Raw genomic sequence first — 22,841 nt, 5'->3', positions numbered from 1 at the left:
AATTTTTATTAACACCAAATATATCACGCTACCCCACACTCAATCAAGCTCTTCATAATCAATCTCTCGAATCCAATCATCATGAAAAAGCTCAATTATAATAAATATATTTTTAATGATCTCTTCCGCATTTACAATAAAAACCACTATTGGCAAACTTAAATTTGTATAAAATACTAATAAATAAGCAATTGGAAGCGTATAAAAAACAATTACACCTGATTCAATAAAAAAACAAACATTTGCTATACCACTGGCTCTAAAAACTCCAACAAGAACTTGTGCGGTAAAAGCTTTAAAAACTACAATACTCGCAAAAACATAAATAAACACACTAACAAGTTTAGGAGAATCTAAATTACTAAAAATATAAGGCGCAAAGCTTGATATCCCAATAAGCAAAATAACTACAAAAATGCCTAAAAGAAATCCTAAAAAAGATAAAAAAAATCCAACTGACCTAACATGCCTCTTATCATAAATCATTAAATGCCCAATAACGACACCTGTTGCAAGTCCCATGCCGTGAAGCAATACAAAACAAATGTCGAAAAGATTTGATGCAACAGCAAATGAAGCGTACTGAATGCTCCCAACACGAGCATAAAATGCATGCAAAATAGTTATACTCAAAACCCAAAAAATCTCGTGAGATAAAACGGGTATAATCAGTTTCAAATTAGCTCTAGTAACTATCTTTGAAGCAAAAAAATCGCCAAAATTAATACGATAATATGAATTACTATTTATCAGACTATATGAAAAATAAAAAACAAACTCAACAATTCTAGCAAGCACAGTAGCATATGCGGCACCTTTTATTCCCATGCCAAAACCAAAAATAAAAATATAATTAAAAACAATATTTATTACAACAACAATAGAAGTAACATATAAAGGTATTTTTACTTCTTTAGCACTCTTAAATCCCATAGCCGATAAAAAAGAATATGCCATTAACACATAAGACCATGAAATAATTTTTAAATACTCTGATCCAAAATTTAAAGAGTTCTGATTAGCTGTAAATAGTTTGATAATGTTTTTTGGAAAAAAAAATGAAAATATAAAAAAAATTATTCCTATTGTAGTTCCAATTGATAACATATAAGCAAAAGATTGTCTTATTTGAAGAAACTTCTTTTTTGCAATTGCTTGAGACACATAAGCGCTTAAAGCCGTACCAAGTCCAAACACAATAATAAAAAAAAGAAAAGTTACTCTATTTGCTAAAGAAACCCCTGTAACGTGAAAAGAACCTAAATAGGAGATCATAAAATTATCAAAAAAAGTTACCATTTGAAATAAAAGCGATTCAAAAGCTGTAGGAATAGCTATAATAAATAACTCTTTTATTATCTGATCATAATTTTTAAACTTTTTGATCATATTTCCTATACACACTCTCCTTTATTTATAACTTTTAACTAAATCAAACCCAATCTAACCCAATCTAAAATATACAAATATATGTACATACATAATTAGAATTAACTATTTATTATACTAAAATATATTATAATTAAATAACATGAAACCAATCTATGTTTTATTACTTCTATTTATTAACCTAGCTTTATTAGCCAACAGTATTTCAAAAAAAGATTTAAAAATGCTACTAAAGATTACCAAAACAATAAATGAACAGTGCAAAAATTTAATTGAAAAAAATCCTATTCAATTCTTAAAAGAAATAAAGCCTTTAGTAGATGCAGAAAAAAACAACCTTTTAACTCTAATAAATAAAAAAATATCAATTCCTGCAGATTATAAAATACCTGATCTGGTAAATGTTGATGACTTTAAGGACCTTAAGAATCTTGGAACAAAGACTCTTAAGGTAAGACGAATCTTAATCGAAGATTTAATTCGGCTAATAAAAGATGCGAAAAAAAATGGAATTGAAATTAAAATCAAATCCGCTCACAGAACACAAGAATACCAAAAATTTTTATTTGATTACAATGTAAAAATTTACGGCAGAAAAGTTGCAGAAACTCAATCGGCAAATCCAAGCCATTCTCAACATCATCTAGGAACAGCAATAGATTTTATAAATATAGATGATAATCTACTAAACACAAAAGAAGGAAAATGGCTTTACGAAAATTCTCTAAAATATGGGTTTTCTCTTTCATACCCAAAAGGATACGAAATGGAAACTGGATATAAAGCGGAGCCTTGGCATTACTTATACATAGGACCTAAACCATGCTTTATTCAGAAAAAATATTTCAATAATCTACAATACAAGCTTCTTGAATTCTGGAATCATAACAAAACAAATCTTATTAGCCTAATTGAAAAATACACAAACTAAATACTTCTTCCAACATTTAAATAAGAACAAAAAAGATTATCTAGCAAATCAATATCAAGCTTATCGTAAGTAGAATTATCATAAAAAAATAAGTCGAGTTCTTCTCGAATCAAAACTATGATATCTCTATCATCAACAAAATTAGCTATTTTTAATTTTAAATATCCTGCTTGCTCAAGACCAAATAAATTACCAGGCCCTCTTAACCTTAAATCTTCCTCTGCTATTTTAAATCCATCCACATTTTCCTTTATGGTTTTCAATCGAAATTTTCCAGCACCCGTCAAGGGCTCTTTATAAAGTAAAAAGAAAAAAGACTCTAAATTACTTCTACCAATACGACCTCTGATTTGGTGTAAAGTAGAAAGTCCAAAACGCTCAGCATGCTCTACAACCATACAAGTTGCATTTGGACAATCAATTCCAACCTCAATAACACTAGTAGCCACCAAAATATCTACTTTTTTAGAATAAAAATTTTTCATAATTTCTTCTTTTAAATCAGATGGTAACTTAGAATGAAGCATCTCGACAACATATTCGCTAAACACTTCCTTCAATTTTAAACACATATTATTAACATCTTTTAATTCAAATTTCTCTGAAGATGAAATTAATGGATAAACAAAATAAACCTGATGACCTTTTAAGAGCTCTTTTCTTAAAAACTCATAAACTTTATCTTCATTGCCATGCTTTGCTAAATAAGTAGTAACAGGTATACGACCCTTAGGCAAGGTTTTAATAAGCGAAACTTCAAGATCACCAAAAAGTGTTAGCGCAAAGCTCCTAGGAATAGGTGTTGCAGACATTAAAAGCATGTCTACCCCTTCTCCTTTGTTTTTAAGCTCTTCTCTTTGAATAACTCCAAATTTATGCTGTTCGTCAATGATAACATATGCTAATCTTTTAAATTCTGTACTTTCGTAAAAAATAGCATGTGTTCCAACTATTAAACCTGAAGCTCCGCTTTTAATGCTTTCCAACGCTTGATCCTTATCTCTCTTTTTCAAACTACCAGTCAAAAGAGTCACTGAAATGTTAAAAGATGACAATATGTTGGATAAATTATCATAATGCTGGCGAGCCAAAAGATCAGTAGGAGCCATAAATGCTACCTGATATCCAGCTTCAATTAAAGGAAGACTTGAGAGCAAGGCAACAAGGGTTTTGCCACTTCCAACATCACCTTGAAGCAATCTATTCATTGGTTTAGAAGAGTTAAGATCAGAGAATATCTCATCAACAGAAGTTTTCTGATCTTCTGTAAGTTCAAAGGGTAAGCTTGATACAACTCTTTCAAGTAAATCTTTTGATAAATGTTTTTTTTCTCGGAAAAGAACCTTAGAAGATCTGTACCTTGAAAAAAACTGAAGCAAGAAAATTTCTCTGTAAATTAAAGTTTTTTTTGCTTTTTCAAGCATTTCTAATGAACTTGGAAAGTGAATCTCTTTTAAAGCCTCGCTTAACGATAGCAAAGAATACTTTTCTATTAGAAATTTAGGAATATCTGTTTGTCCAAACTTAAAAAAATATTCAAGAACTTCTTTTACATATAATGAAATCTTCTTTGATGTCAATCCTTCTGTTAAGGAATAAACCGGAAGAATTTTTTTAAACCTTTCAGGACTATCGCTAAAAGCTTCACTGTCAAAATTAGAACAACTCCATAAACCACTATAATCGTTATAAGTAAATTTAGAATAAATATAGAATTTTTTATCTATTTTAAAAACATTCTCTAAAAAAGATCTATTAAAAAGTAAAATCTCAAAAGGCTCGTCATTTACACTTCTAACCGTTAACTTTAAATTTTTTTTAGAACTATCTCCAAATTTTTTATGCCCAACAACAGTGAACACCGTCATCATATCACAACTTTTCACCTTAGAAAAATCCGGAAAAGTTTGTATATTTTGACGATCCTCATATTTTATAGGGAAAAATTCAATAAGATCTTTAATATTTAAAATTTGTAGATTTTTTAACCTTTCAAGCCCTTTCTCACCAAGACCACCTATACCTTTAAGTTCATATTCAAACTCATGTAAAAACATTTTAATCTCCTAAAAAGGCAAATATGTTCCTAAAACTCTAATAGCAAATACAACTTGTTCGATAATGATTATAAATGCTATCATTAAAGCACTTCCAACAAGCAAGCGTAAAGTATAAGACATATGCTTGTCAGTAATTACACCACTTATCCTAGTAGATAAAGGAAGTAAAAATGAATCAACTGTTTTAAAAAAATCTGAACCTTGAAACAAATTCAAAAGCAATAATAACAATCTCAACAACAAAAAGAAAACTATAGCAATAAAAATACTTCTAAATATTCCCCAAATTTCAACAATAAATAAAATAACAAATGTAGAAAGCTTATAATTCCCATAAACCAACATTCTTTCAAAAATAGTTAGAGTTATTAAAGCTGCAATCGGAGAAAAATCAAACATGCCAAATGTAAAAAAAGGAATTTTTCTGAAAAAAGATAAAACTGGCTCTGTGACAACATGTATAAATTTGAAAAACACATTAGTATTAATTCCTGAAGATACAAGCCAGCTAAGAATGATCCTAATTAAAATTAAAACCCTATAAATCTGCAAAAATATCATTAAAGTTTCTATTAAAACAACCAACACAGCACCTCCTAATCAACCCAAACATCTTCAACTATCATGCACCTTCTCAACTTATCAAGCTTATCTTCATCTGGTTTAAAATTTAAAATTGAATTCATTTTCAATTTTAAATTTTTACCATTTTCTCTTAAATAAAAATAAACATTTGAAAATCCAGAATTGTCCTCAAAATTATTTATACTTTCCTTCAAAGAATTAAGTAATTGCAAATCATTTAATTTATTATTTAAAAATTTAATATGAATATTATTTACTTTATCTTCAGAAAGTCTCTCAATATTTACAACTTTTTCAACTACAATTGCAAATTTATCTCTGTTAAACGTAAGTCTACCTATAACTCCAATAACATTACCTTCAAATAGAAAATTCCTATACCTTTCATAGCTTTCTGTAAAAACTACAATATCTATTGCACCTTTAAAATCTTCAATAATACCAAAAGCCATTTTTGCATTATTTCTTTTAGTTTGAATAACTTTTACTGAATTTAAAATGCCAGAAAATTGTACAATGCTGTCTTTTTTGGTGGCAAGATCTCTTAAAACATTTAAATTGGAAAAGCTATCAATTGCCTTTTTATAAGGATCAAGAGGATGACCTGACACATAAAATCCTAAAAGCTCTTTTTCAAATCCTAAAAGCTCAGAATAAGAATATTCTTTAAAAACCTGATAATTAAAACTTTTCTGAATTGGATCTTGACTTCCAAGAACATCAAATAAACTATTTTGACCAAGTTTTTTATTATTTTTATCTTCTGAAACAACTTCAATCAAACGATCGAGATTTTCAAATAAAGTTTTTCTATTTTGATCCAAATTATCAAAAAGCCCAGATTTTATTGCAGATTCTAAAAATTTCTTATTAATTACTTTATCATCTACACGTCTGATAAAATCCTCAAAAGAAGTATATTTACCGTTTTTTTCTCTCTCATCGATTATTAAATCAACAACAATTCCTCCAAGATTTTTAATACCATTAAGCCCATAAGAAATTCCAGAGTCAGTTACACGAAATTCTCTAAATGATCGATTTATATCAGGCTTAAGTACGTTTATACCTATAGCTTTTGACTCCTCAATGTAATAAGAAAGCTTATCATTATTATTAATTTCATTTGTCAAATTGGCAGCCATAAAATACTCAGGGTAATTAGCCTTAAGATAAGCAGTTTGATATGCTATTAAAGAATACGCTGCTGCATGCGATTTATTAAATCCATAGCCCGAAAAAGGCTTTAAAAGTTCAAAAATTTCACTAGCAATTTCTTTGTCATACCCTTTCTCAATAGCACCTCTTAAAAAGTCGACCTTCATTTCATTCATCTCGTCTTCTTTCTTTTTGCCCATAGCACGTCTTAGAATATCAGCTTTGCCAAGAGAAAAACCCCCAATTATTTTTGCGACTTCCATTACTTGTTCTTGATAAACAATAACTCCATAAGTTGGCCTTAAAACTTCCTTTAAATCTGGATGAGGATACTTAATTCTCTTAACACCTTTTTTAGCAGCAATAAATTGAGGAATAAACTGCATAGGGCCTGGCCTATAAAGAGCATTTAAGGCTATTAAATCCTCAATATTATCAGGCTTTGTGTCTTTTAGAATTTGCTGCATTCCTTCAGATTCAAATTGGAAAACAGATGCACTTTTTCCTTCTCCTAGCATCTTAAAAGTCTTAATATCATTATCTGGAATATTTTTTATTTTAAAATCTGGATTTACACTTCTAATAAGATTTTCTGCATTTTTTATTAAAGTTAATGTTTTCAAGCCAAGAAAATCCATCTTAACAAGTCCACATTCTTCAAGCAAATCCATCGTGTATTGAGTAGAAACAGATCCTTGCTTATAATCCTTATAAAGGGGCACATAATCGGTTAAAGGGGTCCTAGAAATTACAATTCCTGCAGCATGAGTCGAAGCATGTCTGTTCATTCCTTCAAGAACCAATGCAGCATTCATTAATTCTTTATAAACGGGTTTGCTAGTAAAATACTCTTTTAAAGAATTGTCATTTAAAACCTCTTTTAAAGAAACTTTAGGACCATCGGGAATAAGCTTAGTAAGTTCATTCGATTCGGCAAATGGAATATCTAAAACTCTAGCTACGTCTTTAACTACAGCCTTGGGCTTCAAGGTTCCAAAAGTAATTATTTGGGCTACCTTATCTTCCCCATATTTATTGGTAACATATCTTATAATCTCATCTCTGCCTTCAAAGCAAAAATCAATATCAAAATCAGGCATAGAAATACGCTCGGGATTTAAAAATCTCTCAAAAAGCAAATTATACTTTAAAGGGTCAATATCAGTAATCCTGAGAGCATAAGCTACAATTGAACCAGCACCAGAACCACGTCCAGCTCCAACAGGAATATCGTGATCATGAGCAAATTTAATAAAATCCCAAACAATCAAAAAATAGCCTTCAAAACCCATTCCAATTATCACACTCAACTCATAAAAAGCTCTATCTTTAATTTTGCTTGTCAAAGTTTTATATCTAAATTTTAACCCCTCAAAAGCAAGATATTCTAAATATTCACCAAGAGTATTAAATTCAATAGGAATTTGATAATCGGGCAAAATAGGGCCTGGAAAAGTTATTTTAAAATCATCACACTTCTCTGCAATCTTTACAGTATTTTCTAAAGCTTCAGGCAAATCCTTAAAAAGTTCACACATTTCCTCTTGAGATTTAATATAAAATTCATTGGTTTCCATTCTCAATCTATTCTCATCACTTTTCTTAGCACCAGTACCAATACAAACAATGATGTCTTGAGCAACTGCATCTTCTCTATTAACATAATGAGAATCATTAGCTACTGTTAAAAAAACTCCAAGTTCCTTAGAATACTCAACCAGTCTTTCATTTACAATATCTTGATCTTTAATGCCGTGCCTTTGAAGCTCAAGATAAAAATCATTGCCAAAAACTTTTTTAAACCAAAGAATTTCATTCTTAGCATCTTCAAATCTATTGGCCAAAATAAGTCTTGGAATGAGTCCTCCAATACAAGCTGAAGTACAAATTAAACCTTCTGAATATTTTTCAAGATCCTCTTTATCTATCCTTGGACGATAATAAAACCCTTCAAGATAAGAAATACTTGTTAACTTTAATAAGTTTTTATAACCCAGTTCATTCTTAGCAAGCAAAATTAAATGATAAGACATTTTTCCAAGATCATCATGTTTTTTTAAAAACTTAGAAGTTTTTGCCATATAAGCTTCAATGCCAATTATCGGCTTAATACCTGCTTTTTTAGCTTCTTTATAAAATTTAATAGCTCCAAAAAGATTGCCATGATCTGTTAATGCAATATGTGACATATTGCATTTTTTTGCTTTTGATATAATGTCTGATATTTTTGCAGCTCCATCCAAAAGAGAATAATCTGAATGAACATGAAGATGAATAAACTTAGCCCTAAAACTCATACCTAAAATTATTTTATCAAAATAAAACTTGATTTTTAACAAACCCTAGCTAAATAAATAAAAATCTAAAAAGCCATAATAATTTTAAATCTCTAATTTAAATTATTGCAACAACTCTTATAAAAAGAATCAAGAAAAAATACTAATTCCTTGATTATCCAATTCAATTACCATTTTTTTAATGTGTTCAAGTTTTCTGACAATCTCTTCGGATAAACTTTCAGCTTGAGACAAAAAATCTTTAGCTTGCCTTAAACCGCTGTCATTACTATTCTCTACCCTAAATATAATTAAAACTTCGGCTGCAAGCTTATTAATATTTAAATAAGGAATATATATTTCTTCCCACAACTGCTTAACAACATCATTTTTAGGGGACAATCCTTTATAAAATAATCCAAACCCATGCTTGGAAGCATCCGTTTGAATAAATATTAGCCTTTGTCCTTCAACAATCAATCTCAAATTATTAATCCAAGAAAGCTGATCTGAGACAATAAACTCTAGTTCTTTTAAAAATTCGTCGTTAGAAAGCACAAAAGTATCAGAACTAATCAAAGAATCACAGTTCCTTGAATAATAAGCCATATTAGCATCTATGCTCTCAAGATTTTCAACCAAAGAAGAAAATTCTTCTTGGCTTCTTGAAAAGCGTTTAAATATGCTCTCAAGATAATTAAGCTGTTCTAGAATCTCAGCAAAGAACTTATCAATATCAATCTGCAAATCCTTAAGGTTATGAGAAATTAAATCTTTAGAAACCTCCTCAATTTCCTTTACAGAAATCATATTCATAACACCTTTTGCCTGATCAGAAAGTCGCTTAATCTCATCTGCAACAACAGAAAATCCTTTACCATATTCTTTAGCTCTTGCGGCCTCAAGTTTTGCATTAAGGGAAATCATATTAGTAGCACCCAGAAAATTGCTTATTGTTTCTAGGCTTCCTTGAATTCCAATAATAACAGAAGATATTTGATTTAGTTTTTCCTTGTTACTCTTCCCAAGATCGTTAAAAATAACGCTTATCTGATCACGAGCAGTATTTGTCATCTTAACAAGAGTAGAAAATATATGGTCAAAATCTTCTATTCCAGAAAACAAAATTCTTTGCAATGTCTCAAATCCTACTTTTAAAGTAGCAATGGAAGCTTTGGTATGATAAAATCCCTTTAGCATTTCCTTAACAGGAGCTTTATATTCGTACGTACTCAAATCTTTTTTGTCATTACCGACAATATTTAAAAGGTTTGAATCAACAGATTTTTCTTTTTTTTTCTTTAAAAACGAAAATTTTTTCATAAGGGGATTCTACCATAAAAATATTTTTTTGAATAGACCACAAGCATTTAATTTGACGCATTATCCCAACTTTAATATCATTAATATCAAATTAAATACATCTACAAACAACAAAAAAATATTTTTACATTTAAAAGGCAATAAATAGTAAAAATTAAAGCTTTGACATAAATTTAAGCTTTCATCTTAAACCCTAAAACCATCTAAAGATACAAATCATTCTCCTTATTTAATTAAATTTACAATTAATATTAAATTTTATTTACTTCTTTTTCACCCAAGAGTAACGCCCACTAACTTCATTATACTCAAAAAGAGCATCTCTGTAAGAAAAAAAACATAAGAAAATATTAATAAACTCTTCTAATTTGGCTTTAACTTTTGGCAAGTTAAAATCATTGTCAAAATTAAAAATATCGTCTGATTCTGTTGTAAATAATTTATCATCTTGCTTAAGAATAACTTTTTTGGGTTGCCAAAAAAGAACATTGCTTTTTTTGTCCTGAAGAAAAAATCTATTAAATTCATAATCAAGGTCAGCTTGATCGGTTTTTGCTTCAATAATTCCAATAATAACACATCTTTCATGATCAATTCTTTTAATCAAAACAGCATCCGTAAGCACAACCCTCTCACCAACTTCAAGAGCAAACTGCTCTTCTATCTCATATTGCTTATTAAAAGGAAGATTTGCAATTTTCCTAAAAAGATTGAGAAGTATGTACTTAGTACTCATTTCTTTATTATTTATTCTAAGACAAGAAATCTTCATTCTATACTTAAGCTCATCAAAAAAATATTTAACTAGTCTTTTCATTAAAATTGTTTTTCTAATGTCTTCTTCTTTCATTTAATCCCCCTAATAAAAATTGCCAAAAATTAAAACTATTATACACATATAATAAAATCCAAATCTATTAAAGAAATCAAAATATTTTATTATCTATTAATTATAATTAAATTATTGCTTAAAGCGAAGGAGAAAATTATGTTAATCAAATTTATGTTCTCAAATATTAATCTAATATTAATAGTCAGTATGACTATATTTAAAATACTATTAGAAGCAGTATTTCGAAAAATATTATTAGAAAAAATAATTGGCAATGTCAACACATTAAATACTCAAAACAAACAATACAAAATAATTGTTATCGTCGTTTTAGCTTTCAATCATTTATTGCAAAGTTTTTTGATCAACATTTTTGTCAATTTATTCAATAATTTAATAAGCATGACTAATAACGCTCTTGGAAACTTAACAAACCTAAACTACAATATATTATCTGCAATACTAATATCTAGTATAACTTGGTTTGCATTTAGCCTTCCCAAAGTAATAAACGATATAATCTATGAAAAAAGGCTGTTAAGTTCGACAATAGCTAATGCTTTTTTTGATCTTTTAATGATAATATTGCTAACTATACTTTCTAAATTATTTTTAAACTACAAAATACTACAATTTGAAAACATTACAAACATTAATTTTGAAAACCTGCCTACTCACTAAGCAGATGGTTAAAGACTCAAATACAAGCTTTAATTAGCCCTAAAAAAAGCTTAGCTGGATTTTCTATTCTTGTAATAAGCTCTGGATGAAATTGACAAGCTACAAAAAATTTATTTTTAGGAATTTCTATTAATTTTGCCATTTTAAAATCACTCGAAAAGCCAGACACTATGAGTCCATTTTTTTCAAATAACTCTATATAATCATTATTAACTTCATACCTATGCCTAAATCTTTCAATTATCCTATCCTGACCGTAGAGCTTAAAAGCTATTGTATTCTTCTTAAGAATCACAGGATACCCTCCAAGTCTCATTGTAGCGCCCTTATCTTTAATCCCCTTTTGTTCGGGAAGTAAATGAATAACAGGACTTTTTAAAGGTTTATCTTTTACTAAATTTTCCTCCGTATCAGCATCAAGCATCCCACAAACATTACGAGCAAATTCTATTACAGCAAGCTGCAAACCAAGACAAATTCCAAGAAAGGGAATATTATTCTCACGAGCATATTTAATAGCAATAATTTTACCTTCATATCCTTTACCTCCAAAACCACCGGGAACAATAATACCGTCAAAATCTTTTAAACAGCTTTCATTTAAATCATTAGAATCAATTAAGGTGCTTTTAATAAGTAAATCCAAATTAGCTGCAACATGAACCAAAGACTCTCTAATTGAAGCATAAGAATCATCAAGTTCAGAATATTTGCCACAAATACCAATATTAATAATTTTTTTAGGCACAAAAAAATTAGATTTTATAACGCCTACAAGCTTTGAAAGCTCCTCTATTTTTGGGTCAACCTTAATATTTAACTTAGAACTTAAAATCTCATGTACACCTTGTTTGTAAAAAGATATTGGAATTTCATAAATAGTAGAAACATCAACATTATCAATAATAGAAGTGCTCTCGACATTACAAAACATTGCCACTTTTTTTCTGATTTGATCCGTCAACACTTGAGAGCTTCTGGCAATAATCAAATCGGGAAAAATGCCTGCTTTATTTAAAGTTTTAACACTCTGCTGAGTGGGTTTAGATTTTTGTTCATTAATTCCAGCTGGACTCGGCACATAGGTTAAATGAATAAAAGCAATATTGTCACTTCCAATCTCATGCCTTATTTGCCTTACTGTCTCAATAAATAAAATATTTTCCATATCTCCTACAGTTCCACCAATTTCAATTATCAACATTTCACTATTCTCAGAACTTGCAATCTGAAAAATTGTAGACTTGATCTCATCAGTAACATGAGGAATAAGCTGAACTGTTCTTCCTAAATATTTACCCTTTCGCTCATTTTCAAGTATATTTTTGTATATTTTGCCCATTGTAATATTCCAACTAGACTTAGCATTAAGATTTAAAAATCTCTCATAATGACCAAAGTCCATATCAACCTCGCCTCCATCATCAAGCACAAAAACTTCTCCATGCTCAACAGGATTAATAGTCCCAGGATCAGTATTTAAATATCCATCACATTTAATTGGAGTAACCTTAAAATCATATCTAAACAACCTTGCAATACTTGCCGATGTAACTCCTTTACCAATTCCAGAGATCACTCCTCCTGTTATTACTAAAATCTTTACTTTTTTTTTCATGTATACCCCAAAATTAAACCTTTAAATTTCAAACCAATTAAGATTGCACTTAAGAAAAAAACATAACTAACATATAAAACACAATTATCTTGCACTAAAACAAATAATAATTTTTAACCAAAATAAAAATTATTAATGCCTAGTTACAAAGCTATTTTTAAGCCCTTGTTATAAATCTTTTAACTTTGTTAATCATAATTAACAAAGCAATATAATGAACCTTTAGTCAAATAATAATAATTAAACATTGCCAAAGAAACTAAAAATCCTAAAATAGCAAACAAATTGCCTTTTATCCTAATACTTCCAAGCTCTACTATCTTAAAATATGAAGCTAAATATAAAAAAAATCCCAAATTGTAAATTATTTTCAAGAAAAAGTCACCTAAAAATCTATCAAAAGAAAAAACTAAATCCAAAGAACACGGCAAATATTTAAAAACCAAATAAAGAAAAGACGTGAAAAAAAATAATAAAACAATAAAACCTAAAAAGAATATAAAAACCTTAACAAAAGGATGAGTTTTAAAAGCTATTCTAAAAAATATGAAAATTGGAAAAATAGATAAAAAATTAAAATAACGAAAAAAGAAAAAATCAGAAAGATATCTTAATTCTAAAAATACAGCGCCTTCACTTCTTAAAAAGAATGCATTATCTAGGAATAAAAAAATATTAAACCCTAAATAATAAAAAAAGATTAAAACCAAAGGTAACACAAATAAATATTTAATTAAATTGAAAAAATAATGCTCAAAAGTTGAAACGGGCAAAGTTAAATAAAGAATATTTCTAAACGGATCGTGAATTACTTTGTAATAATCACAAATAGCAAACATAGACATAATCAAGGTTAAAATAAAAATTTTGGGAACAAAAAATCTTAAAAAATCTATTGCTGAAAAATTAAAATAAAATCTAAAAAGCAAATAAGATATAAATATCATTCCTAAAATTTGAATTATTAATAAGATATAGAATTTTTTATTATAAACAAAATCAAAATAAAATAAATTCAAAAATCTTTTTAAGCTAAACATCTTTTATTGCCTCTCCTTTTTATTTTCAGTAACATACAAAAAGAAAAATTCAATATCAACAACTTCATCTCCATTGCTACTCTCAAGATAAAGCACCCTAAACCCATCTTTATTTTTTTCATAATACAATTCATTTCCATTTAATTCGCTAATAATTTTAATCCTATAATTTTTATTAATATAAGATATTGAATTGGAAAAAAGAATTGACTTTTCCCCAATAATAATTAAATAATCTACAACTCCTGTCAAATCCCTTACATTGTGACCTGTAATAAAAATGATTCTATCATTTAAATCAGAAAACATGTTTCTAAAAACATTTTTTGAAACAATATCAAGACTATTTGTCGGCTCGTCAAACAATAAGCAAGAAACATTTGTAGCCAGAGAAAATGCTATAATACTTTTTTTCTTTTGTCCAAAAGAAGCTGAAGATAAATCAAGAGAAATATCAAGGTTAAAATTCAATAAATATTTTTCAAAATCTGCCTTATTGAAATTTGGATAAAATCTAGACAAAGATTTGCTGTATTCAGCCAAAGACAATCTAGGAAGTGAAAATTCTTCAGGAACAAAAAATAAATTCACTAAATTCAAGGGGTTTCTTGGAAAAGTTGCTAAAGAGTTGAATAAAACCTTCCCTTTTAATGGCTCTAAAAGTCCGCTTACAAGTTTAAGTAAAGTTGTTTTTCCAACTCCATTCTTACCAAGAAGCAAATAGGTTTGAGGGGTTTCAATGTTAAAATTTAAATCTGAGTAAACTTCTTTTCCCCTATAGGAAAATTTTACATTGACAGCTTCAATAGCCATAAACACTCCTTAATATTAAGGGTCAAAATACAAAAAAATTAATTAAACAAAAAATATAAATTTAATTTTTTATGAACAAATTATAAATAAATATAGAAAAATTTACATAAAGTCTTGAGCTAAAATTCCAAATTTTTATCATAATCCTAGGCAAAATTTGAATTTCGTTAAATCCTAAATTTTTTGCACATTTATAACAATCCTGAAATTCAGATAATCCTTTAATCTCATCAAGAACAGAAATAAGCTTTTCTTTGTAAGCCCTGTAAACAAGCTTATTGGGAATATTCCAACTAATAATATAAATTTGCTTAAAAGAAATAAAATAATAAAATTGTAAGAAAAATCTTTTATACAAATATTGAAATTCGTTAAAAACACCTTCTCTTTTTAATAAAGTTTCTATTGTATTAAGAGATAATTTAGCTTTATGCAAAACACTAATAGAAGAGCTCATGCTTCCCATTCTTTGGAAATTAGTATAAAAATAATTATTTACAAAAGAAACCTTAGAAGCTTTCAAAAAAATTTGCATAACAAAAACCATATCTTCAAATACTACATTTTGCTGGCGAATATTATTCTTTAAGATTAATTCCCGTCTAATCAATTTATCCCATAACGTTCCAACAACAAAATTTTTCCTTCCAAAGGTTGCATAAACAGTAAAAAGCAAATTTTTAAATGCCTCCTTACCTGTTAATGGGTAATTAGGAAAAGGAAGCAGAGATTTTCTTTTTACATTTATTGCAAAAAAATAAACATAAAACTGGGAACAAACAATATCAGAATTATCTGCCTTTGCTCTATTGTATAAAACCTCAAGCATAGTGGTCTCTACAGAATCATCACTATCCCAATAAATAACATATTCTCCTTGAGCCTCAGAAAGTCCCTTGTCTCTAGAAGCAGGAAGCCCCATGTTTTTTTGACTAAAAATTTTAATAAAGCTATACTTATTAGCATATTTTTCTGCTATCTCTAAGCTACCATCATAAGAACCATCGTTAATTAATATAATTTCTTTATCTTTTAATGTTTGATTAACAGCGTCCTTTATCATTGCATCAAGAGTTTCAGCCGAATTAAAAAAACAAATAATAACAGAAACTTTATACTTATGCACAATATCCTCCAAAATAAAACCCGCTAAGTAAAAACAAAGCCAAAACACTTAACAACAAATTCTTTTAATTTTTTGCATAACAATTAAATTGTAATATATAATTAACAAGTTTGTATTGTTTTAAACTTATTTTTAATGAAAAGTTTAGCAGAAATTGCTATATTATTAAAAGTAAAAAATTTAAAAAACATTAACTTAAACAAGGAGCTTTAATGCTTGAAATAATAAGTCTTGGGGGGGGAGTAATAAATTCAAATCAAATCAACATAGAATTCATTAAAAACTTTAAAAACTTTGTTTTTAAATGGTTGCTAGAAAATGAAAAAAGAAAAATCATTTTAATAGTTGGTGGAGGAAAAGTTGCAAGAGAATACCAAGACGCCTATAAAAAAATCAACCCTGATTTTAAAGTCCACGAGCTTGATGAGATTGGAATAATGTCAACAAAGTTGAACGCAGAATTTATGTGCAAAGTAATGAATCCCATTTGTAAAGATAAAATTGTCACCAATCCATTAAAAAATTTTTCTTTTAAAGGAAAAATACTAATTGCTTCCGGCTGGAAATCAGGATTTTCAACAGATTACATTGCCGTAAAATTTGCAGAAAAATTTAATAAAAAAGATATTATAAATATAACAACCGTAAATCAAGTTTATGATAAAGATCCAAAAAAATTTAAAAACGCAACAGCTTTTAAAAAATTAAATTGGAACCAATTCCAAACCATTGTGGGTCAAAAGTGGAATCCAGGCTTAAATTTACCTTTTGACCCAATAGCAACAAAACTTTCTTCAAAACTTGGACTTACCCTTTACATAGTAAATGGAAATAATATTGAAAACTTAGAAAAAGTTTTCAACAAAAATAATGATTTTTTTGGTACTGTTATAGTAAAATAAAAATTAATGCCGGTATGGCGGAATTGGTAGACGCGTCAGACTCAAAATCTGATGAGGGCAACTTCGTGTCGGTTCGACTCCGACTACCGGTATTTTAATTACTTTTTTTAAAAACTTCAAAATTGCCAAGCATTGTTATACAATAACTACTTCTTTTAAAAAACATATTAAAAATCATTTTAATATGTAATAAAAACTTTAAAGTCTACAAATTAATTACAAATAAAAACTTAAAATATCTTTGAGATTGTTTTCATTAAAGCTTCAGGATTAAAAGGCTTAACAAGCCAACCAGTAGCACCCGCTTTACGGCCCTCATCAACCTTAGATTGCTCAGATTCAGTGGTAAGAACGAGTATAGGAACAAAACTACCAAATTCTCTTATCTGCTTAATAACACCAATGCCGTCTAAATTAGGCATATTGATATCTGTAATAACAAGATCAAAATCTTTATCCCCTTGCCCAACTGCTTCTTTAAATTTTAAAACCCCTTCCAAACCATCCTTTGCTTCTGAGACTCCAAAACCGTTTTGTTCTAAAATATAAGCAACGCTTTGCCTTATTGCCCTATTATCATCAATAACCAAAATTCTTTTTTTCATCTAATTTTCTCCTAAAACCCTCCCAAAAGTATATAAAAATTAAAACAAAATTACACTACCCTCATCAAAAGAATGAATATCCTTAACTTCTTCTATCAAAGACAACAAGTGTTTTTTATGAACAAATAAAGTAAATCGATTAGCAATTCTATTTACAAACTCTTTATCTTCAACTTCAACAGATTGAATTCCAACTTTAGATAATTCTAAATTAAGATTAAAATTTATTTTGCTTTCCATATTGCTTAAAAAGTTGTCTATATCCAAAAGAGAATTTTTTAAATTTCTAACATTGTAAACTTCTAATTTCATTTCTTCAAATATTTCCATAAATTCAATTGAAAAAACTTCATAAGACAAGATATTGTCAATAGCTATGCTCTTAATATCAAGAATATCATTTTTAATTTCCATAAATAATTTTTTAAATTTATTAAAATAATTTTTTTCAAGATAAAATCTATTATCATAATCCTTAACAACTTTTTCAAGAAAAAAGATTATTTGATCTAAAAATTCTATTCCCTTGGTAATATTAGAATCAATTTCTTTGATAATTTTCGACATTTCTGAAATATTGCCCTCCATAGCTTTAAGCTCTGATCTTTTAACAACTTCTATCTTTGATGCTATATTAATATTTTGAAATCTGGCAGAAATGGCTGAAATATTTGAAAACATTAATTCTAATGATTTTATAAGTTTAACCTGTTCATAGTATAAATTCAAAAAATTAGAATTATTCTTCTCAACATCATCAATTCTTCTAAGCAGATCAGACAAAATGCTAGAAAATTGTTCTATTATTTTAGGAATATCTATGTATAAAGAATTATCAGACCTTAAATCATTAATAGTTTGAATACAACTAAGAGAAGCATCAATAAATTTCTCAAAAACAGTATAATTTTTTTCAAGCTTTTCAAGAACATCTTTTACTATAACTTTTGATGTATCAGTAAAAACTGATAAAATTTTCAATTTCTGAATTTCGCTTATATCTCTAAATTTAAAAACATCCATATTAGAATACATAATATTTAAATGTTGCAAAGATTGAGTTAGCCTGTCTTGAAACTGAAGATAAGAAATAGAATTTACAAGCTTAAACTTAAATTCTAATAAAACTTTTAAAATATCATCGTAAAGGGCAATAACACTTCCTATTCCATCTGAAAAGGCATCTATTTTTTTCATTAAATTATCTCTAAATTCTTCAAGAATTTTATTCTCGGCCGTATTGCTTTCATATACTTGATTTTTAGCCCTATCTAGACCAATTTTAACTTCACGCCCCTTGCTGGTAAGTTGATCCGCTTGCTTAATCATAGATTGGGTTAAAACCTTAATTTCACTAGTAATATAAGAAAAGGCTCCCCCAGCCTTACCGGCTCTCATAGCAACAGTTAACGTATTAATAGACATTATTTCCATATCAAGAGAGCTTTTTTTCATTCTTTCAATCACATCCTCAAGTATTTCTATATCTTTAACCTTACTGCGTATTATGCTAAATTGGGATTCAAGAGAAGTTGTTGAAGAATTAAAGTAAGCAACAAAATCATCTAATGCTCCTATAATCTTAGCTATGAAATTATTCAAAGAAGTATCATTATCAAGATCAAGATTAGAAATTAAGTCAATACTAAAAGATAAATCCTTAGAATCTTTAGAAATTTTTTCTATTAATTTAGGAATTGATTTGCTTAAATTTGAATAAATATGCCTTGCGCTCTCATCAAAAGCTTCAAGTTTATAAAATAAGGTTGCCAAAAAATCGCTGGCAAAAAAATCATTATTGTTATTATCCATCACTAAGATCTCCTCAAAACATGATCGGCTATTTTGCTTAAAGGAAGGATTTTGTCTACAGCTCCTATTTTTATAGCTTCCATTGGCATACCAAAAACAACAGAGGTTTCTTGATCTTGGGCAATAGTATAAGCACCATTTTTTTTCATTTCAAGCATACAAATAGCACCGTCATCTCCCATACCTGTAAGGATAACACCAATAGCATTAGAGCCTGCATACATTGCAGCAGACCTAAAAAGTACATTTACAGAAGGCTTATGCCTACTAACAAGAGGTCCATCTAATAAATTTACAAAATAATTTCCACTACCATATTTTACAATCAAATGATAACTTCCATTAGCAATTATTACAAGACCTGGACGAAGAATGTCTCCATCTTCAGCTTCTTTAATATCAACATTAAACTCATTGTTTAAGTTTTTTGCAAAAGATCTTGTAAAACCTCCCGGCATATGTTGAACAATAATAATTGGGGGAGAATCCTTTTTAAAAGAGCTCAAGAAAATTCTTAATGCCTCTGTACCACCTGTAGAAGAGCCTACAACTATAATTTTGCCAGTTTTATGTTTATTAAGAAGACCTTGATACTTAATAATAACATCCGGATCATTTTTGGGAGCAAAGTTAATAACATCAGAAACTCTATAACTTTTCCTTATGCTTGAATCATTTAAACTGTTTTCTCTCAACTCTACTTTAGAATGATTAGAAAAATCGGGTGCATGAATCCTTTTAACTTCATAAGAAGATATTAATTTATTTTTACCTAGATTCTTCAACTCCAGCTTTATTAAAGCTAAATACTTGCTACGAAATAAATCAATTGTAAGCTTAAAATTAAGCTTATTTATTATTAATTTAACCTTTTCCTTACTTTGCTCAAGACATCCAAAATTTGGAAACATTTCATTTTGTGCAATAAATACAACTGGAAGAGATATATTATTAAGAACATTGTTCAAGGAATTCCCAAAATTAGATCTTGCCGTATTCTCATCAATAATAACTAAGTCTGGAAACTTTTGTAAAAATACATTAATAAGATTTAAAGAATTAAAACCAGCATTTAATATTTCAACATCATTATCCTTAGAAAAAGCTCTAACAAAAACCTGCTTTATAAGACCTTGAATATCAATTATTAATATCTTCATTATTATATTTTAATATTTTTAACCTTTAAAACCAAAAATCTGTATTTTAGATTTTCATCTTACAAGCTTAGTTATTGCATCTATATCAACAACTAAAGCCAAACTTCCATCACCAAGTATAGTAGCCCCAGAAACTCCTTCTACTCGAGAATAAATTTTACCCAAAGCTTTTATAACAGTTTGATGTTGACCTAAAACCTCGTCAACAACAATACCCATTTTCCCACTATTTGTGTTCACAACAACAACTTGCTCACTAAAACTCTTCTCGTTAGAAACCTGAAAAAACTCTCTAAGCCGAATAAAACTAATCATGCTGCCTCTATAATTCATTACATTGCTTTTGGTCTCAACCCCATCTATTTTAGAAATTAGTTTATTAGATTCTAAACAAGACTCAACATTAGAAAGAGGAATAATAAAATGCTCATCTTTTACTCTAACAAGCCAACCTTCAATAATAGCCAAGGTTAACGGAAAAATTAATTTGGTTCTAGTATATTTGCCAAGCTCACTTTCAAGCACAACATGCCCTCTTAAGGATTCAACCTGCTTTTTAACAACATCCATACCAACTCCACGCCCTGATATATCAGTAACAGAACTCGCAGTTGAAAATCCAGGCTCAAAAATCAAATTATAAACATCAATATCTGATAAGGTTTTAGCAACTGAGTCAGAAATTATATTGCGCTCCACGGCCTTTTCAAGTATTTTATTCTTATCAAGGCCTCTTCCATCATCCTCAATAATAACAACAACAGAATCTCCAGATTGACACGCTGAAAGCTTGATAACACCTTTAGGATCCTTTCCCAACATTTCTCTCTCTTTAGACGATTCAATTCCATGATCTATTGAATTGCGAATTAAATGAACCAAAGGCTCATTAAGCTTTTCAATAATACTTTTATCAAGAACAGTATCGCCTCCAGAAGCATGATAAAGAATCGACTTACCAAGACTACTAGATAAATCTTTTACTATCCTTTGAAATTTTACAAACAAAATCTCAATAGGAACTGTTCTAAGCCCAGTTGTATAATCTCTAAGCTCATTAATCAGTAAAGAAAATTCTGCTGATATTGAATTTAAAATATTACTATTCCTATTTTCAGCCTCTTTTGAAAGTTTTGATTGTATTGTAACAAGTTCTCCAACAAGATTTACCAAATGGTCAAGCTTTTTAGAATCCACCTTAATACTAGCAATATTAACCTTACTTCTAACAGTGTCATCTTGAACATTAGATTTATTTTTATCTCTACTTAAAAAGGATTTTCCAACAAATTTCGATTCTTTAAATAAAGAATTAGCGGGATCTTTAGTTCTTCTATCTAAGCCAAATAAATTAAAATTTTTAAGCTCTACATTATCACCTTTATCCGCCTCAAAACATTTATCCAATTCTTGAATATCAATTTTTGATTGAGAATCTAAAAATACAAAAATGTCTTGAATATTCTCTTTACTCTCTTCTGTATCTAGCCTTATCTCCCAATCAACATAAACATTGTCAGGAGAAATAAGCTCTAAATCAGGAATGCTATCTACTTTAGCTCTAACATAACCACTGCCCAAATCAAGCAACTTGTTCAATAAATTTATAGGTTTGTGCCCATGAAACAAAATACCCTTAGCAGGAGAAAAAATAATTTTGTAACTTTTAAATTCAGACCTCAAAGCCTCATCATCAAATTTATTGTCTGAATTTACCTTAACAAGTTCTTCTAAAACAGAATTATTACCGGAATTTGAAAAATCATTTTCTAAAGCTTTTTGATAAGCATTCTTAACACTAGAAGTCTCAAGAACCTTTTTAATTTCATCTATCAAAAACTGCTTACGCTTATTAAAGTCAATCTCAGAAATTACTTCATCACCTTCAATAAGCTCCCTAATAAAATCAACTGACATCAAAGTAGCATCAATAGCAGCTTGATTAAAAGTAGCCCTACCATCTTTTACAACATCAAGAACTGTTTCTATTTCATGAACAAGCAATGCCGTAAAATTAAAGCCAAACATACCAGAACTTCCCTTTATAGTATGTAAATTTCTAAAAATAGAATTAATAATGTCTTGGTCTGAGCTTACCTCAAGGTTAAGAAGTGCTTGTTCAATATCTGAAATATTTTCTATTGATTCCTCCTTAAAGGAATTCTTAAATTTATCAATCACATCACTACTATCCATAAGCTTTCCTTAAATCTAAAATCCGACTAAATTAAGCCCCAAATCAAAGCTATCAACATCTTCAATATCTACCAAAAACCCACCATATATTAATGAACTTAAAACCTCATCAGATGGATACTCAATTTTTACAAATAAATTTCTATTCTTAGCATATTTATTAGATGCATACAAAATTTGTATAAAAGTAATATCTATTTTTTCAACATTTGAAAGATCAATGGTAAGGGTATCCCCTTCTTTCATTTCTTTAAAAATATGCAACAAATCCTCTTTTACCTTAAAAATACTATTTACTACAAGCTCCCCTTCCGGCCTATAAATCATGACTAAA

The 22,841-nt window shown here is 28.6% G+C and carries 18 protein-coding genes and 1 tRNA gene; 4 read left to right on the top strand and 15 right to left on the bottom strand.

Annotated features, from left to right (window positions below):
• Positions 1-39: 39 nt before the first annotated feature.
• Positions 40-1,389 (bottom strand): MATE family efflux transporter, encoded by a 1,350-nt coding sequence (locus tag QIA21_RS03520; RefSeq protein WP_301393151.1) that lies wholly within the window; start codon positions 1,387-1,389, stop codon positions 40-42.
• Between the two features lie 142 nt (positions 1,390-1,531).
• On the opposite strand from QIA21_RS03520, the gene QIA21_RS03515 reads away from it, so the two are divergent.
• Positions 1,532-2,320: a M15 family metallopeptidase gene (locus tag QIA21_RS03515; RefSeq protein ID WP_301393150.1), complete on the top strand. Its 789-nt coding sequence runs from the start codon at positions 1,532-1,534 to the stop codon at positions 2,318-2,320.
• Here the strand turns inward: QIA21_RS03515 and recG are convergent.
• From recG to QIA21_RS03490, 5 genes are all read right to left on the bottom strand, one after another.
• Positions 2,317-4,377, bottom strand: a complete 2,061-nt coding sequence (gene recG / locus QIA21_RS03510; RefSeq protein WP_301393149.1) for an ATP-dependent DNA helicase RecG — start codon at positions 4,375-4,377, stop codon at positions 2,317-2,319. The two genes, QIA21_RS03515 and recG, sit on opposite strands and share 4 nt — an antisense overlap.
• A 9-nt stretch (positions 4,378-4,386) precedes the next feature.
• Positions 4,387-4,965, bottom strand: coding sequence for a YggT family protein (locus QIA21_RS03505; RefSeq protein ID WP_301393371.1), 579 nt, complete (start codon positions 4,963-4,965; stop codon positions 4,387-4,389).
• Between the two features lie 11 nt (positions 4,966-4,976).
• Complete coding sequence (gene dnaE / locus QIA21_RS03500) at positions 4,977-8,462, bottom strand: DNA polymerase III subunit alpha (RefSeq protein WP_301393148.1); 3,486 nt, start codon at positions 8,460-8,462, stop codon at positions 4,977-4,979.
• A gap of 87 nt (positions 8,463-8,549) precedes the next feature.
• A complete protein-coding gene (locus tag QIA21_RS03495) occupies positions 8,550-9,722 on the bottom strand; it encodes a methyl-accepting chemotaxis protein (protein ID WP_301393147.1) in 1,173 nt (390 codons plus the stop codon).
• Positions 9,723-9,984: 262 nt separating this feature from the next.
• A complete protein-coding gene (locus QIA21_RS03490) occupies positions 9,985-10,572 on the bottom strand; it encodes a hypothetical protein (RefSeq protein ID WP_301393146.1) in 588 nt (195 codons plus the stop codon).
• Positions 10,573-10,710: 138 nt separating this feature from the next.
• Between QIA21_RS03490 and QIA21_RS03485 the strand changes: the two genes are divergently transcribed.
• Positions 10,711-11,235 carry a DUF1761 domain-containing protein gene (locus QIA21_RS03485; RefSeq protein WP_301393145.1) on the top strand — a complete coding sequence of 175 codons (525 nt, stop codon included), beginning with the start codon at positions 10,711-10,713 and terminating at the stop codon, positions 11,233-11,235.
• Positions 11,236-11,251: 16 nt separating this feature from the next.
• Here QIA21_RS03485 and pyrG read toward each other — a convergent pair whose 3' ends face one another.
• From pyrG to QIA21_RS03465, 4 genes are all read right to left on the bottom strand, one after another.
• The gene (gene pyrG / locus QIA21_RS03480) at positions 11,252-12,853 is read right to left on the bottom strand and encodes a glutamine hydrolyzing CTP synthase (RefSeq protein ID WP_301393144.1); all 1,602 of its coding nucleotides are present in this window, start codon (positions 12,851-12,853) and stop codon (positions 11,252-11,254) included.
• A 188-nt stretch (positions 12,854-13,041) separates the two neighbouring features.
• Positions 13,042-13,893 (bottom strand): hypothetical protein, encoded by an 852-nt coding sequence (locus tag QIA21_RS03475; protein WP_301393143.1) that lies wholly within the window; start codon positions 13,891-13,893, stop codon positions 13,042-13,044.
• Positions 13,894-13,896: 3 nt separating this feature from the next.
• A complete protein-coding gene (locus QIA21_RS03470) occupies positions 13,897-14,706 on the bottom strand; it encodes an ATP-binding cassette domain-containing protein (RefSeq protein ID WP_301393142.1) in 810 nt (269 codons plus the stop codon).
• A gap of 61 nt (positions 14,707-14,767) precedes the next feature.
• Positions 14,768-15,844 (bottom strand): glycosyltransferase family 2 protein, encoded by a 1,077-nt coding sequence (locus tag QIA21_RS03465; protein WP_301393141.1) that lies wholly within the window; start codon positions 15,842-15,844, stop codon positions 14,768-14,770.
• A gap of 200 nt (positions 15,845-16,044) precedes the next feature.
• Here QIA21_RS03465 and pyrH point away from each other — a divergent pair, with 200 nt between their 5' ends.
• A complete protein-coding gene (gene pyrH, locus QIA21_RS03460; protein ID WP_301393140.1) occupies positions 16,045-16,734 on the top strand; it encodes a UMP kinase in 690 nt (229 codons plus the stop codon).
• 8 nt (positions 16,735-16,742) lie between these two features.
• Positions 16,743-16,826, top strand: a tRNA-Leu gene (locus QIA21_RS03455).
• A 138-nt stretch (positions 16,827-16,964) separates the two neighbouring features.
• Here the strand turns inward: QIA21_RS03455 and QIA21_RS03450 are convergent.
• The 5 genes from QIA21_RS03450 to QIA21_RS03430 are packed head-to-tail and all read right to left on the bottom strand — an operon-like array spanning position 16,965 to position 22,834.
• Positions 16,965-17,339, bottom strand: coding sequence for a response regulator (locus tag QIA21_RS03450; RefSeq protein WP_002557158.1), 375 nt, complete (start codon positions 17,337-17,339; stop codon positions 16,965-16,967).
• A gap of 39 nt (positions 17,340-17,378) precedes the next feature.
• Positions 17,379-19,151, bottom strand: a complete 1,773-nt coding sequence (locus QIA21_RS03445) for a BB0569 family chemotaxis protein (protein WP_301393139.1) — start codon at positions 19,149-19,151, stop codon at positions 17,379-17,381.
• A gap of 2 nt (positions 19,152-19,153) precedes the next feature.
• Positions 19,154-20,311 (bottom strand): CheB methylesterase domain-containing protein, encoded by a 1,158-nt coding sequence (locus QIA21_RS03440; protein WP_091972003.1) that lies wholly within the window; start codon positions 20,309-20,311, stop codon positions 19,154-19,156.
• Positions 20,312-20,365: 54 nt separating this feature from the next.
• The gene (locus QIA21_RS03435) at positions 20,366-22,507 is read right to left on the bottom strand and encodes a chemotaxis protein CheA (protein ID WP_301393138.1); all 2,142 of its coding nucleotides are present in this window, start codon (positions 22,505-22,507) and stop codon (positions 20,366-20,368) included.
• A 15-nt stretch (positions 22,508-22,522) separates the two neighbouring features.
• Positions 22,523-22,834, bottom strand: a complete 312-nt coding sequence (locus QIA21_RS03430) for an STAS domain-containing protein (protein ID WP_091972007.1) — start codon at positions 22,832-22,834, stop codon at positions 22,523-22,525.
• Between the last annotated feature and the right edge of the window lie 7 nt (positions 22,835-22,841).

This window comes from Borreliella japonica (genome assembly GCF_030438115.2).
Classification (GTDB): domain Bacteria; phylum Spirochaetota; class Spirochaetia; order Borreliales; family Borreliaceae; genus Borreliella; species Borreliella japonica.
The sequence above is the reverse complement of the archived record's forward strand: the minus strand, read 5'-3'. Positions and strand labels throughout refer to the sequence as shown.

Excerpts from the sequence above, each read along its gene's own strand:
- QIA21_RS03520 (WP_301393151.1), bottom strand. The coding sequence starts at position 1,389 with ATGATCAAAAAGTTTAAAAATTATGATCAGATAATAAAAGAGTTATTT.
- QIA21_RS03515 (WP_301393150.1), top strand. The coding sequence starts at position 1,532 with ATGAAACCAATCTATGTTTTATTACTTCTATTTATTAACCTAGCTTTA.
- recG (WP_301393149.1), bottom strand. The coding sequence starts at position 4,377 with ATGTTTTTACATGAGTTTGAATATGAACTTAAAGGTATAGGTGGTCTT.
- QIA21_RS03495 (WP_301393147.1), bottom strand. The coding sequence starts at position 9,722 with ATGAAAAAATTTTCGTTTTTAAAGAAAAAAAAAGAAAAATCTGTTGAT.
- QIA21_RS03490 (WP_301393146.1), bottom strand. The coding sequence starts at position 10,572 with ATGAAAGAAGAAGACATTAGAAAAACAATTTTAATGAAAAGACTAGTT.
- QIA21_RS03485 (WP_301393145.1), top strand. The coding sequence starts at position 10,711 with ATGTTAATCAAATTTATGTTCTCAAATATTAATCTAATATTAATAGTC.
- pyrG (WP_301393144.1), bottom strand. The coding sequence starts at position 12,853 with ATGAAAAAAAAAGTAAAGATTTTAGTAATAACAGGAGGAGTGATCTCT.
- QIA21_RS03475 (WP_301393143.1), bottom strand. The coding sequence starts at position 13,893 with ATGTTTAGCTTAAAAAGATTTTTGAATTTATTTTATTTTGATTTTGTT.
- QIA21_RS03470 (WP_301393142.1), bottom strand. The coding sequence starts at position 14,706 with ATGGCTATTGAAGCTGTCAATGTAAAATTTTCCTATAGGGGAAAAGAA.
- pyrH (WP_301393140.1), top strand. The coding sequence starts at position 16,045 with ATGCTTGAAATAATAAGTCTTGGGGGGGGAGTAATAAATTCAAATCAA.
- QIA21_RS03450 (WP_002557158.1), bottom strand. The coding sequence starts at position 17,339 with ATGAAAAAAAGAATTTTGGTTATTGATGATAATAGGGCAATAAGGCAA.
- QIA21_RS03445 (WP_301393139.1), bottom strand. The coding sequence starts at position 19,151 with ATGGATAATAACAATAATGATTTTTTTGCCAGCGATTTTTTGGCAACC.
- QIA21_RS03440 (WP_091972003.1), bottom strand. The coding sequence starts at position 20,311 with ATGAAGATATTAATAATTGATATTCAAGGTCTTATAAAGCAGGTTTTT.
- QIA21_RS03435 (WP_301393138.1), bottom strand. The coding sequence starts at position 22,507 with ATGGATAGTAGTGATGTGATTGATAAATTTAAGAATTCCTTTAAGGAG.
- QIA21_RS03430 (WP_091972007.1), bottom strand. The coding sequence starts at position 22,834 with ATGATTTATAGGCCGGAAGGGGAGCTTGTAGTAAATAGTATTTTTAAG.